At 71.4% G+C, this 14,920-nt stretch carries 16 protein-coding genes and 2 tRNA genes; 13 read left to right on the top strand and 5 right to left on the bottom strand.

The window, feature by feature from the left end; translation table 11 throughout:
• The first annotated feature begins 18 nt into the window (after positions 1 to 18).
• The 3 genes from ACGFX9_RS07435 (at position 19) to ACGFX9_RS07425 (ending at position 2,760) form a co-directional block, all read left to right on the top strand.
• Positions 19 to 1,041: a chorismate-binding protein gene (locus ACGFX9_RS07435; RefSeq protein ID WP_393468259.1), complete on the top strand. Its 1,023-nt coding sequence runs from the start codon at positions 19 to 21 to the stop codon at positions 1,039 to 1,041.
• The gene (locus ACGFX9_RS07430) at positions 1,041 to 1,862 is read left to right on the top strand and encodes an aminotransferase class IV (RefSeq protein ID WP_393466248.1); all 822 of its coding nucleotides are present in this window, start codon (positions 1,041 to 1,043) and stop codon (positions 1,860 to 1,862) included. The genes ACGFX9_RS07435 and ACGFX9_RS07430 overlap by 1 nt, the downstream gene beginning before the upstream one ends.
• A gap of 73 nt (positions 1,863 to 1,935) precedes the next feature.
• Positions 1,936 to 2,760, top strand: a complete 825-nt coding sequence (locus ACGFX9_RS07425) for a GNAT family N-acetyltransferase (protein WP_393466245.1) — start codon at positions 1,936 to 1,938, stop codon at positions 2,758 to 2,760.
• Here the strand turns inward: ACGFX9_RS07425 and ACGFX9_RS07420 are convergent.
• On the bottom strand, positions 2,757 to 3,356 hold the full coding sequence (locus tag ACGFX9_RS07420) for a DsbA family protein (RefSeq protein WP_393466242.1): 600 nt from the start codon (positions 3,354 to 3,356) through the stop codon (positions 2,757 to 2,759). The genes ACGFX9_RS07425 and ACGFX9_RS07420 overlap by 4 nt on opposite strands.
• Before the next feature lie 192 nt (positions 3,357 to 3,548).
• On the opposite strand from ACGFX9_RS07420, the gene ACGFX9_RS07415 reads away from it, so the two are divergent.
• The 3 genes from ACGFX9_RS07415 (at position 3,549) to ACGFX9_RS07405 (ending at position 4,691) form a co-directional block, all read left to right on the top strand.
• Positions 3,549 to 3,992, top strand: coding sequence for a hypothetical protein (locus tag ACGFX9_RS07415; RefSeq protein WP_393466240.1), 444 nt, complete (start codon positions 3,549 to 3,551; stop codon positions 3,990 to 3,992).
• Between the two features lie 241 nt (positions 3,993 to 4,233).
• The gene (locus ACGFX9_RS07410; protein WP_393466237.1) at positions 4,234 to 4,395 is read left to right on the top strand and encodes a hypothetical protein; all 162 of its coding nucleotides are present in this window, start codon (positions 4,234 to 4,236) and stop codon (positions 4,393 to 4,395) included.
• 119 nt (positions 4,396 to 4,514) lie between these two features.
• Positions 4,515 to 4,691 (top strand): hypothetical protein, encoded by a 177-nt coding sequence (locus ACGFX9_RS07405; RefSeq protein ID WP_393466234.1) that lies wholly within the window; start codon positions 4,515 to 4,517, stop codon positions 4,689 to 4,691.
• A gap of 20 nt (positions 4,692 to 4,711) precedes the next feature.
• Here the strand turns inward: ACGFX9_RS07405 and ACGFX9_RS07400 are convergent, their stop codons facing one another.
• Together ACGFX9_RS07400 and ACGFX9_RS07395 are read right to left on the bottom strand one after the other, a co-directional pair.
• Entirely contained in the window at positions 4,712 to 5,284 is a 573-nt protein-coding gene (locus tag ACGFX9_RS07400; protein WP_393466232.1) for a CGNR zinc finger domain-containing protein, read from the bottom strand.
• Positions 5,285 to 5,522: 238 nt separating this feature from the next.
• On the bottom strand, positions 5,523 to 5,936 hold the full coding sequence (locus ACGFX9_RS07395) for an SsgA family sporulation/cell division regulator (RefSeq protein WP_003959770.1): 414 nt from the start codon (positions 5,934 to 5,936) through the stop codon (positions 5,523 to 5,525).
• 191 nt (positions 5,937 to 6,127) lie between these two features.
• Here ACGFX9_RS07395 and ACGFX9_RS07390 point away from each other — a divergent pair, with 191 nt between their 5' ends.
• Positions 6,128 to 6,562: a TIGR02611 family protein gene (locus ACGFX9_RS07390; protein ID WP_393466229.1), complete on the top strand. Its 435-nt coding sequence runs from the start codon at positions 6,128 to 6,130 to the stop codon at positions 6,560 to 6,562.
• A gap of 66 nt (positions 6,563 to 6,628) precedes the next feature.
• Positions 6,629 to 6,700: transfer RNA gene (locus ACGFX9_RS07385), tRNA-Val, on the top strand.
• Between the two features lie 133 nt (positions 6,701 to 6,833).
• Here the strand turns inward: ACGFX9_RS07385 and ACGFX9_RS07380 are convergent.
• On the bottom strand, positions 6,834 to 9,344 hold the full coding sequence (locus tag ACGFX9_RS07380; RefSeq protein ID WP_393466226.1) for an SCO7613 C-terminal domain-containing membrane protein: 2,511 nt from the start codon (positions 9,342 to 9,344) through the stop codon (positions 6,834 to 6,836).
• Between the two features lie 93 nt (positions 9,345 to 9,437).
• On the opposite strand from ACGFX9_RS07380, the gene ACGFX9_RS07375 reads away from it, so the two are divergent.
• Both ACGFX9_RS07375 and ACGFX9_RS07370 read left to right on the top strand, forming a co-directional pair.
• Positions 9,438 to 9,896 carry an SRPBCC family protein gene (locus tag ACGFX9_RS07375; RefSeq protein ID WP_393466223.1) on the top strand — a complete coding sequence of 153 codons (459 nt, stop codon included), beginning with the start codon at positions 9,438 to 9,440 and terminating at the stop codon, positions 9,894 to 9,896.
• A gap of 62 nt (positions 9,897 to 9,958) precedes the next feature.
• A tRNA-Val gene (locus ACGFX9_RS07370) sits at positions 9,959 to 10,030 on the top strand.
• Positions 10,031 to 10,114: 84 nt separating this feature from the next.
• Here the strand turns inward: ACGFX9_RS07370 and ACGFX9_RS07365 are convergent.
• On the bottom strand, positions 10,115 to 10,840 hold the full coding sequence (locus ACGFX9_RS07365) for a 3'-5' exonuclease (RefSeq protein WP_393466220.1): 726 nt from the start codon (positions 10,838 to 10,840) through the stop codon (positions 10,115 to 10,117).
• A 167-nt stretch (positions 10,841 to 11,007) separates the two neighbouring features.
• Here ACGFX9_RS07365 and ACGFX9_RS07360 point away from each other — a divergent pair, with 167 nt between their 5' ends.
• The 3 genes from ACGFX9_RS07360 to thrS all read left to right on the top strand — a co-directional run bounded on the left by ACGFX9_RS07360 (position 11,008) and on the right by thrS (position 14,916).
• Complete coding sequence (locus ACGFX9_RS07360; RefSeq protein ID WP_393466217.1) at positions 11,008 to 11,574, top strand: DUF4365 domain-containing protein; 567 nt, start codon at positions 11,008 to 11,010, stop codon at positions 11,572 to 11,574.
• On the top strand, positions 11,571 to 12,821 hold the full coding sequence (locus ACGFX9_RS07355) for a hypothetical protein (RefSeq protein ID WP_393468256.1): 1,251 nt from the start codon (positions 11,571 to 11,573) through the stop codon (positions 12,819 to 12,821). The genes ACGFX9_RS07360 and ACGFX9_RS07355 overlap by 4 nt, the downstream gene beginning before the upstream one ends.
• Positions 12,822 to 12,939: 118 nt before the next feature.
• Entirely contained in the window at positions 12,940 to 14,916 is a 1,977-nt protein-coding gene (gene thrS / locus ACGFX9_RS07350; protein ID WP_393466214.1) for a threonine--tRNA ligase, read from the top strand.
• The last annotated feature ends 4 nt before the right edge of the window (positions 14,917 to 14,920 follow it).

Below are 14,920 nucleotides of genomic sequence, written 5' to 3'. Positions count from 1 at the left end.
TCCGGGGCGCCCCTGCCCATGGCGCGCTTCGGCGGCCTGATCGCGACCGGCCTCAGGGACGTGACCAGCGATCCCTCCGCGCTGGACTCCAGCGGTTTCTGGGCGGTCTCCGCGAGCTTCGAGGGCGAACTGGTCTGCGCCCGCTTCGAGGACGTACGCGAGGAGCCGGTGCCCGCTCCGGTGCCGGGGGCGTGGCGGGGGCCGGCCGCCGGTGACTGGACGTCGTCGCTCGATCGCGCCGCGTACACCGAGGGAGTACGGCGCGTGCGCGCGCACATCGCGGCCGGTGACGTCTACCAGGCGAACCTCTGCCGCGTGCTGTCCGCGCCGGTCTCCGACGGCGCCGATGTGGACGCCCTGACCGCGCTCCTCGCGCGCGGGAACCCCGCTCCGTACGCTGGGACGATCCGTCTCCCGGAGCACGGCGTCGAGATAGCCACGGCGTCACCCGAGCTGTTCCTGCGCCGCGAGGGCCGGGTCGTGGAGTCGGGGCCGATCAAGGGCACCGGCCGCACCGAGGCGGATCTCCTGGAGAAGGACTACGCCGAGAACGTCATGATCGTGGACCTCGTCCGCAACGACCTCGGGCGGATATGCGTGACCGGCTCCGTCTCCGTCCCGGACCTGTGCGTGGTCGAGAAGCATCCCGGGCTCGTCCATCTCGTCTCCACCGTCCGCGGCGAGCTCCGCCCCGGCGCCGGGTGGCCCGAACTCCTCGCCGCGGCCTTCCCGCCCGGTTCCGTCACCGGCGCCCCCAAGTCCAGCGCCCTACGCGTCATCGACGCCCTGGAGACCGCGCCCCGCGGCCCGTACTGCGGCGGCATCGGCTGGGTCGACGCCGACCGGGGCACCGGTGAACTGGCCGTCGGCATCCGCACCTTCTGGATCGACCGGGCGGCGGGCGCGCTGCGGTTCGGCACCGGGGCGGGCATCACCTGGGGCTCGGACCCCGAGGGGGAGTGGCGGGAGACCGAGCTGAAGGCGGAACGGCTGCTGGCGGTAGCGTCGGGGGCGTACGAAGTGAGTGGAGGGACCCTCTAGTGAAGATCTGGCTCAATGGCGGGCTGCAGGACCCCGATGCCGCCCGCGTCTCCGTGTTCGACCACGGTCTGACCGTGGGCGACGGCATCTTCGAGACGGTGAAGTCGGTCGAGGGACGGCCCTTCGCGCTGACCCGGCACCTGGACCGGCTCGCCCGCTCGGCCCGCGGCCTCGGCCTGCCCGAGCCCGACCAGGACGAGGTCCGCGCGGCCTGCGCCGCCGTCATCGACGCCAACCCGATGCCTCTGGGGCGGCTGCGCATCACGTACACCGGAGGCCTCTCGCCGCTCGGCTCGGACCGTGGTGACCAGGGCCAGACGCTGGTGGTCGCCCTCGGCGAGGCCCCGAGGCGCCCCGACACGACCGCCGTGATCACGGTGCCGTGGACCCGTAACGAACGCGGCGCCCTGACCGGCCTGAAGACCACCTCGTACGCGGAGAACGTCGTCGCCCTTGCGCGCGCCCACGAACAGGGCGCTTCGGAGGCGCTGTTCGCCAACACCGTGGGGCGGCTGTGCGAAGGCACCGGCTCGAACGTCTTCGTCGTGCTCGACGGCGAGATCCACACGCCGCCGGTCGCCTCCGGGTGCCTGGCGGGCATCACGCGCGCGTTGGCCGTCGACTGGACGGGCGCGCGGGAGACGGATCTGCCGCTCGACGTCCTGGACCGGGCCGAAGAGGTGTTCCTGACCTCGACGCTCCGTGACGTCCAGGCCGTCCACCGGATCGACGGGCGCGAACTGCCGGGCGCCCCCGGCTCGGTGACCGCAAAGGCGATGCGGATCTTCGGCGAGCGGGCGGGCGACGACCTCGACCCGTGAGCGATCGGGCCAGGAATCCAACCGCTGCTAATCCTGATGACGCACGAGCCGCAGGGCGGGTAGAACACCACTGATGACCACGACCCTGCGGCCGACCGGGCCGCTCAAGAAGAGCGCTGACGGCGCCAAGACACGCACCTACGAGGTGTGTGTGAACAGCCGTCCGGTGGGCGGGATAGAACTCGCCACGCATGCCGTGTTCGGCCCCGAGGTCGCCCAGATCAGGCGGCTGCGCGTCAAGGAACCCGACCGCAGACGCGGTCGCGCCACCGTCGCCGTGCTGGCCGCCGAGGAAGTGGTGCGCGGCTGGGGCTGCAACCGGATCGAGGTGACGGTCCCCGCCAAGGCCACCGCGGCCCACCGCCTCGCCACGTCCCTGGGCTACGTGGAGCGCAACCGCCAGATGGCCAAGCCCCTGACCGAAGGGCCCGGCGCGCTGCCCGCGGGCGTCGAGGGGCGGTCGATGACCGAGGACGAGTACGCGGTCTGGCTGGCCCATGAGCAGGAGGTCTACGCCCAGACGTGGATCGAGCGCGGCGTCCCCGAGGCGGAGGCGCGCGCCAAGTCCGAGGCCGACCACGCCGACCATCTGCCCCAGGGCCCCGCCACCCCCGGCGCCCGCCTCAGCGTGCTGACCCACGAGGGCGCGAAGGTCGGCACCCTCTGGGTGGCGCTGCGCGAGGCCGACGCGTTCGTCTTCGACGTCGAGGTCGACGAAGAGCACCGAGGGCGCGGCCATGGGCGTTCCCTGATGCTCCTGGCGGAGGCCCAGGCCCACGAGGCGGCCCTGAACCGCATCGGCCTCAACGTCTTCGCGGGCAACACCCCGGCGCTGCGCCTGTACGAGTCGCTGGGCTACGAACCGACCACGTACTACGTCTACAAGGAGCTGCTCTAGACGTCCTGGGCGTCTTGGGTGTCTTGGGCGTCTTGCTGTCCGGGGGTCGCCAGCAGGCGGTCCACCAGTTCCTCGACGCGCTCGCGCAGGCCGTCCTGGCTCTTGCCGCCGTCGAGGCGCTCGCCTGCGATGACGTACGTCGGTGTCCCAGTGACGCCGATCGCCTTGCCCTCGGCCTGGTCGGCGTCGACGATCAGGATGTGCCGGCCGTCGACGAGGGCGGTGTCGAACTCCTCGGCGTCCAAGCCCAGTTCACGGGCGGACTCGACCAGGAAGGGTTCGCCCTGACGGTTCAGCTCCTCGACCTTGCCGAGCACGGCCTCGACGTACGGCCAGCCCCGCCCCTGCTCAAGAGCCTCCTCGGCGGCCTGGGCGGCGGCGAAGGAGTGCTTGTGCTTCTCCAGGGGGAAGTGCCGCAGGCGCAGGTCGACGCGGTCGCCGTAGCGGGCACGCAGCGCGCGTACGTCGTCGAGGGCGGTCCGGCAGTCCGGGCACTGCAGCTCGCACCAGATGTCGATGACGAGGGGGCCGGTGGGCACGGAGGCTGCGAAGGGGGCGTCGGGGGAGTCGGGGGAGTCGGGGGCAGAGTCGCTCATGCGCCCAGTCTTCCAGCCTCGCGTTCGCCCGCCCAACCGGGACCGCGGGCACGCCGACCGGAACCTGGGGAGGAGGGCTGACCCTGATATGTCCCTGAAGTCCGCTCGGAGCGTGGCTTGTGGACCCCCACCCGGTGCAGGATGGAAGGGACGACCGAGTCACTGTCTACGCCCGCACGCCTGGAGGACCGGATGATTGCCGAGACCGTCTGTTCCGCCGTATCCGCGGCCGGCCTCGGCATAGCCGCGATCACGGCGTACCGCAAGCGTTTCCTCGCCGCGACGCGCCTTGCCGCCTACTCCTTGGTCCCCGTCGGCCTGGTGATGACCGGCGTCGTCGGGTGGCTCGCCGACACCGCCTTCAGCATGAAGGCGTGGGCGGGCTTCGGCGTCCTCGGGGTCGCCTGGCTGCTCTTCATGATCACCCGCGCCGTCGAGCGCCGCTCCGGAGGCACCCGCAAGGAGCGCAAGGCCGCGAAGGCCGCCCAGCGCGAAGCGGTGGCCCCCGCGGCGTCCGCGCCCTCCCTGGGCCCGGGCGCCCGCCCGGCCGCCCAGCCCGCGGCCAAACAGCAGGCGGCCGCGCCCAAGGAGGACTTCAGTGACATCGAGGCCATCCTGAAGAAGCACGGTATCTGACGGCGGGTGTCTCTCCGGGGCGTCGAGCGCGCTCTGCGGGATCGTGGAGGTCGCGAAGTCCCTGAGGTAGAAGTAGAGCCGGGTCAGGTGCGCGCCGGGGCCGTATTCGCGCTCCAGGAGGCCGAGCGTCTCGGCGGCGTTGTGCGACATCTCGTAGCGGAACCCGCGCCGTGGATTGGCCAGCGGTGCGCGGCCCGCGGGGTCATCGGGGTGGATGCCGCGGTGGGGAGTCCGGTGCCAGGTGGTCGCCCGGGCGGCGGGCGCCGTGGACACCGGGACCATCGTGACCGCGGCGGTGCCGAGCGCGGTCGTCAACAACCGTCTGCGTGCCACGCGCATGAGCGGCTCCCTCGTTCGTGGGGACGGCGGTGCCGCCGAGTCTGACGAGGTGAGGCGCTGGTGAGCCCTGGACGGAACGCTCAGGGCGCTGGACTTTTCCGGTCACGGGATTCAGCGAACTCCCGCCCTTTTCTGGCGTGTTGGTCAACGGTGGTCCGCTGACTGCGTCATCATCGCGGCGAGATGCTGGACACCACCGCACCGGGCGATGCCGCCCCGCCGACCGACGAGCGAGCCGCGCCGACCGAGGAGCCGCAAGGCTGCCTCTTCGCGCTCTCCCAGCCACCCCTGATGATCTTCCTGGCGGTGATCGGCTGCCTGCTCCTGATGGGTTCGTTGCACGATCTGCTGCGTCTATAGGCGGCTGAGGCGGCGGGCCCTCAGCCCGCCGCCTCCTTGCGCCGGGCGCGGTAGGCGGCGACGTGCAGCCGGTTTCCGCAGGTGCGGCTGTCGCAGTAGCGGCGCGAGCGGTTGCGGGAGAGATCGACGAAGGCGCGTCGGCAGTCCGGTGCCTCGCAGCGCCGCAGCCGCTCCTGCTCCCCGGCGACCACGAAGAACGCCAGCGCCATCCCGCAGTCGGCGGCGAGATGGTCGGCGATGGAGGCGCCGGGCGCGAAGTAGTGCACATGCCAGTCGTAGCCGTCGTGGTCGGTGAGCCGGGGGGTGGTGCCCGCCGCCGCGATCAGTTCGTTGATCACCGCCGCGGCGGCCGGTGGCTCGGGGGACGCGAAGACCTCGTAGAACCGGCTCCGGATGTGCCGCACTCCGGCGAGGTCACGCTCCGAGAGCACCCCGACGTCACTTATGTCGTGGCTTCGTACGAACTCGCCCAGGGCCGCCAGATCCGCGAGCCCCTCCGTCTCGCCGCCACCGGCGCCCTCTTCGTCCGGCGCGGTGTTCACCAGATCGACCACGGCGTCGAGTGCGCACCGGGTGTCGTGGGTGATCAGCACGATTTGCTCCCTGGCCTGGGGGGTCGGGCCGATGCCCGCCGATGCTGGCCGATGCTAGCGGCTTCCCGACACGACGCACCGGCGCCGGGGGGGGGGGGGGCCCCCCCCCCCCCCCCCCGGGGGGGGGGCCGGGGCGCCCCCCCCCCCCCCCCGGCGCCGGTGGTTGCCCTATGCGGTTGTCATGCCCGAGCCGTCGCCCCGAGTCGGACGGCGCCGGGCGCTCTCGCGCGGCCTGGAGCTAGCTTTCGGCCAGGATGTGCGAGAGCTCCGTATCCAGATCGAAGTGGCGGTGCTCCGTGCCGGGAGGCACGGCCGCGTCGGTTCGCTTCAGGAACGATTCCAGTGCCCGCGCCGGGGCCTCGAGCAGAGCCTCACCCTCGGGGGAACTCAGGGCAATGCAGACGACTCCCTGACCGTGGCTCCGGGACGGCCAGACTCGGACGTCGCCGGTACCGGTGGGCCGGTGCAGGCCCTCGGCGAGGAGGTCGCGGGCGAACACCCACTCGACGGTTTCCTCGGCTCCGGTGTGGAAGGTGGCGTGCACGGCATAGGGATCGGCCGTGTCATACCGCAGTCCTGCGGGTACAGGCAGTGAGGACTCGCTCGACACAACGAGGCGCAGGTGCAGCTCGCAGCTGACCGTGGTGTTCATAAGCGCCAGGGCCTTTCGCTCAGTGTGCGCTCGGGGATTCGCACGTCGGCGAAATCGACATGCCACCTACGGTGCCGTTGTAAACCCCTCTGAGGGTTTTGGGTGTCTTTAGGTAGCTCGTACGGCGGGTTGTCTGTTCAGTCCGTACAGCCATTCCAGTGACCGGTTTCCGTCCGGTAGGGTTTGGCCGTATGAATACGGGGAGTAACGAGCCGGGGGTCACCGAAGCGGTCACCGGTACGACCAAGGACGAGCAGCCGCTTGGGTCGCGTGCGCCGGATTTCATCCAGGCCCGCAGGGCGCTGCACCTCAGCTGGCAGGTGGGCGTCTTCATCGTGGGTCTCGCGGTGGTTGCCGCGGGCATCGTCATGCTGCCGCTGCCCGGCCCGGGCTGGCTGGTGATCTTCGGTGGAATGGCGATCTGGGCGACCGAGTTCGTCTGGGCCCAGCTGGTGCTTCGCTGGACGAAGCGGAAGGTCACCGAGGCGGCGCAGCGCGCGCTCGACCCCAAGGTGCGCCGCCGGAACATCATCTTGACGACCATCGGCCTGGTGATCATCGCCGTGCTCGTCGCGATCTACGTCTGGAAGTTCGGCTTCGAGATGCCGTGGAAGATCAAGGAGTGACCTTCGGGTGACTCCGAGGCGGTCGGAGGCACCCGCTGACATGCGGTAATGTTCTCCGTGCGCCCGGGGCGATTAGCTCAGTGGGAGAGCGCTTCGTTCACACCGAAGAGGTCACTGGTTCGAACCCAGTATCGCCCACCCCGGAACTGCGGCCCGGAGGCTTTTAGCCTCCGGGCCGCAGTCGTATTCGCTTCCTTTTCCCTGCGGCGCAAGGGAATTGATGTTCCGTCGGATGTAGCCGGCCGCAATCGGATGCCGCGGGAAAAGCGGATCAGTGCATTCTGCCGAGAACGTCACGGACCCGGCGTGCGTCGCGCAGCCGTTGTTCGTACGTCGCGCCGATGGCCAGGAGCAGCAGTCCCGCGAGCGCGGGGGGCAGCCAGCGGGGCAGGGCGTCGACCACCTGGACGACGTAGGGCGCCAGTTCGTGCAGTGCGTCCAGGGTGAGGACCGCGCCGCCGATGGCCAACGGCGCCTGCAGTCGGTGCCGGGCGCCCGCCAGGGTGATCAGCAGGGCCGCGGTGCCCAGGAGCAGAGGCCGCTGCCAGTTCGTGTCGCTCCAGGCCGCCGCGAGGCTCGGCAGGAGGGTCACCGCGAGGCCGGGGCCGTAGGCCGTCCAGGAGGACGCCTGGGGGTCGCCGCGGCGCCGCAGGGCGCCGATCAGGAGGACGGGGAGGGTGGCCGGGAGCGTGTACGCCTCCGGGGTCTCGACGCCCCACGCGGCCAGGCGCACCCAGCTCGCCAGGAGGAACAGCGCCCCGGCCGCGTATCCGGCGGGGCGGCGGTCGGTGCGGAGGGCGGTGCCGGCGGCGATGACTCCGCCGAGCGTGAGGGCCAGGGCGAGGGTCGGCGGGTGCCCCGCGGTGAGGACGATCGCGAGTCCGCCCGCCGCTGCCCCGGCGATCTCCACCGGTGGCGTCAGCGGGTGCCGCCCCCCGAGCCGGGCCGCCGCCAGGGCGGCAGCGGCCGGTACGGCGAGCGTCAGCAGCCCCGTGTGCTCCAGCCGCAGGTCCAAGGCGCCGCCCGTGGCGCAGGCGAGCGCCGTGACGTACATGAGGGCCGCGCAGACGGCGCCGGGCGCCACGCCCCTAACAGACCCCTGGCGGCGGGCGGCTAGCACCGTGGCCACGAGGAACAGCGCCGTCAGGACGCCGAGTGTGCCGAGCGTGGCGGAGGTGGTGGCCAGGGCGAGGAAGGAGACGCTCGCCGATGAGGCGACCGCGAGCCCCAGCGAGGTCAGGGCGAGCACCGCCGACCCGGCGCGCGTCGCGACGCCGAGCAGGGCCGCGGTCAGTACCAGGTGAGCGGAAACCCCGGCCGCGTAAGGGAGTTCGAGCGCGGCCGGCAGGATGAACAGCGAGGCCCAGGCCAGGGCGAGGGCGCCGGAGCGGGCGGCGACGGGGTTCAGGGGAGACGTGCCGGGGCGCGGCGCGTCCGGAGCGGAACTGGCGGAAGGCGTAGCTGTTCCCTGTGCGGTGGGACCGTCAGGCCGCGTCGCCCCTCCCCCCGCCGCGTCAAGCCGCAGTTCCGCCCCAATCCGGGCCCCCGCCAGCAGCACACCGGCGACCACGGCCAGCACCAGCGACGCCATTGCCGGGTCCTGCACCGGTAGTTCGTCCGTGAAGGCTGCCTCGCCCGCGTCCGACGGGGCGCCCGACCACGCCTTTCCTGCCCAACTCGCGGGACCCAGCAGCGCGGAGACGAACGCGGGCAGCGTCCACAGCGCCGTCAGCGTGTGCACCAGGAGGGCCGAGCCGGCGAGTCCGCGTACCACTGGGCGTGGCAATGAGCTGCGTACGACCGGCAATAGGGCGACCGCGCACGCCAGGTAGGCGGGGACCGTCCATGCGGCGGGCAGCGCCTCGCGCAGTACGCCGCCGGTCGCCGCCACGACGAGCAGGCCGGAAGCGAACGCGGCGCTCGTCGCCTGCGGCCGTCGCGTGATCAGCCACGACGCCACCAGCGCGATCGACGCGGCGAGCGCGAGGAGCGCCGAAGCCCGCACCGCGCCGGTGAGATCCGTGGCGGTCCAGGAGAGCACCCCGGCGCCCGCCACGCCCCACAGGCCCGCGGCGCAGCCGCCGACGGACGCCAGCACGCGTACGCCTCGGTCGCTCGCCCGCAGTGCCACGGCGACGTCGAACGCCGCCGTCGCGAGGAGCGCCGCAGTCGTCGTGTGGTCGCCCGCCTCCGCGGCCCGTGCCCAGAGGAAAAAGGGGAGTTGAGCGGCCACCACGGCCGACGGCACAGGAAGCCGCAGCTCCCGGAAGAGCAGGCCGTACGCCGTCCACAGCGCCGCGAGCACGGCGGACGCGGCCGCCGCGTAGCCGAGGGGCTCCGCCTGTGGCAGGGCGACGACATGGAGGGCGTACGCGTCAAGGACGGTCAGGATGAGACCGAGCGCGGCCACCGTCTCCGCCGTCGAGCGCAGCTTCCGGCGCAGCAGCACGGAGGGCACACCGAGCGCCGTCAGTGTCACGGCCGCGAGGACCGCGCTACGGCCGCCGATGCCCAGGTGGCCCCAGCTCACCAGCGTGAACGCGATCGCCGCGACGGCCAGAAGGATGCCGCCCAGCGTGAGCAGCACGTTCTGCACGTTCGGCGGTGTGGCGTCGGGTGCGCGGACCGGCCGCGCGGGAGCGGGCACGGGGGCGGCCGTCGCCCGCAGGGCGGCCAGCAGCCAGGTGCGGCGGTGCAGCAACTGCGCCCTGCGCGCGTCGAGGTGGAGCAGCTCCAGGTCGAGGATCCGCAGCTCCTCGGCCGGGGGCGGAATGTTCGTCATGCCGCTGGAGTGTGGTCCAGGACACTGCGACAGGCATCGGTGCGGATACTCAGGACGTACTCAGATCGGGCCCCGTACGGGCAGACTCTGCCTATGGACTGGAGCCACTACCGCTTCCGCAGCGTCTGGAACCTGCCCGCGCCGCCCGCCGACGTGTACGCGGTCCTCGAACGGGCCGAGGACTATCCGGCCTGGTGGCCCCAGGTGCGCGAGGTGGTGTCGATCGACGAACGCACCGGCACCGCGCGCTTCCGCTCCCTGCTGCCGTACGACCTGTTCGTCACCGCCGAGGAGCGGCGCCGCGACCCGGCGGCCGGGATCCTGGAGATCGCGATGACCGGGGACCTGGACGGCTGGGCACGCTGGACCGTCACGGCGGTGCCGGGCGGCACGCGGGCGCGCTACGAGCAGGAAGTGGTGGTGCGCAAACCGCTGATGCGACGCCTCGCCGTCCCCGGGCGACCCGTCTTCCTCCTCAACCACGCGCTGATGATGCGCGCGGGCGAGCGAGGCCTGAAGGCGCACCTCAGGAAGGAGCTCGGGCAGCGCTGACCGCTCTCGCGGAAGCGGTTTGAAGGAAACCCGCGGGGACCTGTATTGTTCAGTCCGTTCCCGGGCGATTAGCTCAGTGGGAGAGCGCTTCGTTCACACCGAAGAGGTCACTGGTTCGAACCCAGTATCGCCCACCCGGAGAATGCCGGTCCGTCACCGACGGACCGGTTTTTTCATGCCCGCATGCGCCGCAGGCGGCGATCGTCAGGTCGTAATCGTCAGGCGGCCGCCGGGAGTTCGGGACGCAGCGGCCACGCGGGATCCACGGCCTCCGGCGTACCGCTGCGCGCGAACCACGCCTGCAGACCGCGTGCCTGTGCCGCGTGCCACACCGCCTGCAGCGCGTGCAGCTCGGGCGGCGAGAGCCGTTCGAGCCGGGACGCGAACCGCTGCCCCACCGCTCGTACGACATCCAGCGCGGCCTGCGCGTCGGCCGCCGCGTCGTGCGCCTCGTCGAGCTCCACCGCGTAGTGCGCGCACAGATCGCTCAGCGTGCGGCGGCCCTTGCGGTAGCGGTCGAGCTGCTTGTCCAGGACCCGCGGGTCCAGGACGCACAGCGGTGCGCCCGCCATGTAGTGGCCGAGCGAGGACGCGCGGTGCCTGCGCAACTCCCGGTCCAGGATCGTCAGGTCGAAGGGCGCGTTCATCACCACGATGGGGCGGCCCGCCGCCCCCTGTTCCGCGAGTTCCCTCGCTATCTCCTCCATCACCGGCGCGGGCCAGCGGCCGTTGCGCTGCAGATGTTCCTCCGTCAGTCCGTGGATCGCGGTGGCGCTCTCGGGCACCGGAACGCCCGGGTTCACCAGCCAGCGGGTGATACGCGGGCGGGTGCCCGCTCCTTGCTGGACGACGACGGCGGCCGACACTATGCGGTCGGTCTCGACGTCAACTCCTGTGGTCTCGGTGTCGAATGCGGCCAAGGGCCCCTCGTACCAGCACGTCATGGCGACGCAACTCCTCGTTCATGTCCGGCAGATGGCTTGCCTCCCCGCCCTTGCTGGTGATACCCGGGCCGTTTGCGCTGTACGCGGCCCGGAGACAACAGAGGTACGGGGTCTGGAAGTTGACCGGCCCGAAGCGGGTATTCACTGGTTCGGAAGGCACGTTGGACATGGCGCTCGCGCAGCCCGAACAGGGTGGGCTGCTGCCCGAGCGGATCGCACCGCCGCGCGGCACACTCGCCACCACCGCCTGTATGGAGACCCTTCAGGTGGGTTATCTGCACGCCGTCGCCGCCGCGGCGGGGTGTTCGCTCTCGCAGCCCTTTCCGGACAACGGCATCGACTGGCACGTCAGCCACAGCGCCCCCGGGCACACGGTCGACGACGAAGTCACCATCAAGGTGCAGCTCAAGTGCACCTACCAGATACCGCCGAACCCCCCGGGCGCCGCCTTCTCCTTCACGCTCGACAACCCGCACCTGGAGAAGCTCGCCCGCACCCCGGTCGCGGTGCACAAGATCCTGGTCGTGATGCTCGTGCCCCGGTCGCAGGACGACTGGCTGCGCGCGGGCCATGACCGGCTCGACCTGCGGCACTGCTGCTACTGGACCAACCTCGCCGGACACCAGGTGACCGGCCGGCGCAGGACCACCGTGCGCGTCCCGACCTCGCGGATCTTCGACGACAAGGCCCTCTGCGAGATCATGACGCGGGTCGGGACGGGAGGGAGACCCTGATGCACCGCCCGATCGACGAACCCCTACGTTCCGTTCGCCCGCACCCTGTTGAGGCCGCGGGCTCCTGGCACGATCAGCCCGGTCCGCTGGGCTCCCTCGGCCCTCCCGATCCCGCGCAGGTCGACCCCGCCGTGCTCGGCGCGCTGCTGCACCGGCACGGCTGGCACCGGCGCGGGGGAGCGGCGGGCCGCTATGCCCGCTGGACCCCGCCGGGGCCCGGAGCGGGCGCCACGAGCCTGCTGGTGCCGGAGAGCAGGGCCTTCCCCGACTGCGAGGACCTGCTCGGCGAGGCGCTCATCGCCCTGTCGCGCAGCGCGTCGCCGTCCGCCCGTGACGTGCTTGTCGGGCTCACCGTGCCCAGCGACGAGATCCGCTGGTGCCGTGACGTCCCGGCGGGCCCCGCGGGCACGGCGACCTGGACAGCGGAGGAGCAACTGCGGTCGGCGGCACGGCAGATGCTGCTCGCGGGGGCCCTAGCGGCGCGCGGCCGTGCCGGGTACTACGGCGCGCGGCACCGCGGGCCCGCCGCCGCGTCCCTGGAGAACGTCCTGGTCGGGCCCGCTCCCGGCGGGCGCAGGCTCACCGCGTTCGTGCCCGTCCTGACCGGGCGGCTCCTCGCGGTGCGGCTGCACCAGGCGCTGTACGCGGTCCGTGAAGCCGTCGACTACCAGCGCGCCACCGGAGGCATGGACGCCTTCGACGGCGCCGTCGAGGCGGGCGTCAGCCATGAGCTGACGGAGGCCGTCGTGGCCCTGGTGCGGGGCACCGAAGGGGCACGGATCGCCGTGGAGTGGGCGCCCGCGGCCGGGGTCCCCGAGGGGTGCGCCGTCGACGCCGAGCCCGTCGAGTTCTCTCCCGGTGACTTGCAGGTGCTCCGGGAGGCGGGCGCCCGTTACCTGCGGGACGAGCCTGCGATGCCGGTGCGGATCACGGGGGCCGTGGTGCGGATGCGGCGGTCGGGGCCGCGGGGTGAGGGCACGGTGCGGGTCCGGGTGCTCGCGGGGGCGGACGTCGCCCACGTACGCATGACGCTCGACGAGGAGTCCTACCGCATCGCGGGCCATGCCCACCTGGTGGGGCTGCCGATCCGGGTGCACGGGCGGCTCGAGAGCCGGGGCGGGTTCCGGCGGCTCACCGGCGCCTGCGGGGTGGTGCCCGTGCAGGTGGACGACGCGGAGAAGGACCGCCTGATGAAGTCGCTCCAGGAGCATCTCGACTTCTTCGGGGAGGCGTGCAGCGGCGACTGAGTGGGGCGCGGCCGAGGCCCCGGGGATAACCGTTTCGCGATGGGTGCCCCCGGCTCGGTACGATTCGTTTCGCGCGCAGGGCAGATCTGCCGCGACCCCTTCAGGTAGGAGAAGACCGGTGTCAGACGTCCGTGTGATCATCCAACGCGATTCCGAGCGGGAAGAACGCGTGGTGACGACGGGCACTACGGCCGCCGAACTCTTCGCCGGTGAGCGCACCATCGTCGCCGCCCGCGTGGCAGGCGAGCTGAAGGACCTCGCGTACGCCGTACAGGACGGCGAGGAGGTCGAGCCGGTCGAGATCTCCTCCGAGGACGGCCTGAACATCCTGCGCCACTCCACCGCGCACGTGATGGCGCAGGCCGTGCAGGAGCTCTTCCCCGACGCCAAGCTCGGCATCGGCCCGCCGGTACAGAACGGCTTCTACTACGACTTCGACGTCGAGAAGCCCTTCACGCCCGAGGACCTCAAGGCCATCGAGAAGAAGATGCAGGAGATCCAGAAGCGCGGCCAGCGCTTCTCGCGCCGCGTCGTCACCGATGAGGCCGCCCGCGAGGAGCTCTCGAACGAGCCGTACAAGCTGGAGCTCATCGGCATCAAGGGCTCCGCGTCCAGTGACGACGGCGCGGACGTCGAGGTGGGCGGCGGCGAGCTGACCATCTACGACAACCTCGACCCGAAGACCGGCGACCTGTGCTGGAAGGACCTCTGCCGCGGTCCCCACCTGCCCACCACCCGCAACATCCCGGCGTTCAAGCTGATGCGCAACGCCGCCGCGTACTGGCGCGGCAGCGAGAAGAACCCGATGCTCCAGCGCATCTACGGCACCGCCTGGCCCACCAAGGACGAGCTCAAGGCCCACCTGGAGTTCCTCGCCGAGGCCGAGAAGCGCGACCACCGCAAGCTCGGCAGCGAGCTGGACCTGTTCTCCATCCCGGAGCAGATCGGTTCGGGCCTCGCGGTCTTCCACCCCAAGGGCGGCATCATCCGCCGGGTCATGGAGGACTACTCGCGGCGCCGTCACGAGGAGGAGGGGTACGAGTTCGTCTACACCCCGCACGCCACCAAGGGGAAGCTCTTCGAGACCTCGGGCCACCTGGACTGGTACGCCGACGGCATGTACCCGCCCATGCAGCTCGACGAGGGCGTGGACTACTACCTCAAGCCCATGAACTGCCCGATGCACAACCTGATCTTCGACGCGCGCGGGCGTTCGTACCGTGAACTGCCGCTGCGCCTCTTCGAGTTCGGCACCGTGTATCGCTACGAGAAGTCGGGCGTCGTGCACGGCCTGACCCGTGCCCGCGGCTTCACCCAGGACGACGCGCACATCTACTGCACCAAGGAGCAGATGGCGGACGAGCTCGACACGACGCTCACCTTCGTCCTGAACCTGCTGCGCGACTACGGCCTGACCGACTTCTACCTGGAGCTCTCCACCAAGGACCCGGAGAAGTTCGTCGGCTCGGACGAGGTCTGGGAAGAGGCCACCGAGACGCTGCGCAAGGTCGCCGAGAAGCAGGGCCTGCCGCTGGTTCCCGACCCGGGCGGCGCCGCCTTCTACGGCCCGAAGATCTCCGTGCAGTGCAAGGACGCCATCGGCCGCACCTGGCAGATGTCGACCGTGCAGCTGGACTTCAACCTGCCGGAGCGCTTCAACCTGGAGTACACCTCGCCGGACGGCACCAAGCAGCGTCCGGTGATGATCCACCGCGCGCTCTTCGGGTCGATCGAGCGGTTCTTCGCGGTGCTCCTGGAGCACTACGCGGGCGCGATGCCGCCGTGGCTGGCCCCGGTGCAGGCGGTGGGCATCCCCGTGGGGGACGCGCACATTCCCTACCTCCAGGAGTTCGCGGCCGAGGCCAAGAAGAAGGGCCTGCGGGTCGAGGTGGACGCCTCCTCGGACCGTATGCAGAAGAAGATCAGGACGCAGCAGAAGCTGAAGGTCCCGTTCATGATCATCGTCGGTGACGACGACATGAACGCGGGCACGATCTCCTTCCGCTACCGCGACGGCTCGCAGGAGAACGGCATTCCGCGCGACCAGGCGCTCGCCAAGCTGCTCGACGTGGTGGAGAGCCGCCAGCAGGTGTGACCCT

Origin of the sequence: Streptomyces sp. NPDC048436, assembly GCF_043200355.1 — a bacterium.
Lineage (GTDB): Bacteria > Actinomycetota > Actinomycetes > Streptomycetales > Streptomycetaceae > Streptomyces.
Note: the sequence above shows the minus strand (reverse complement) of the source record. Positions and strands in the feature narration are given on the sequence as shown.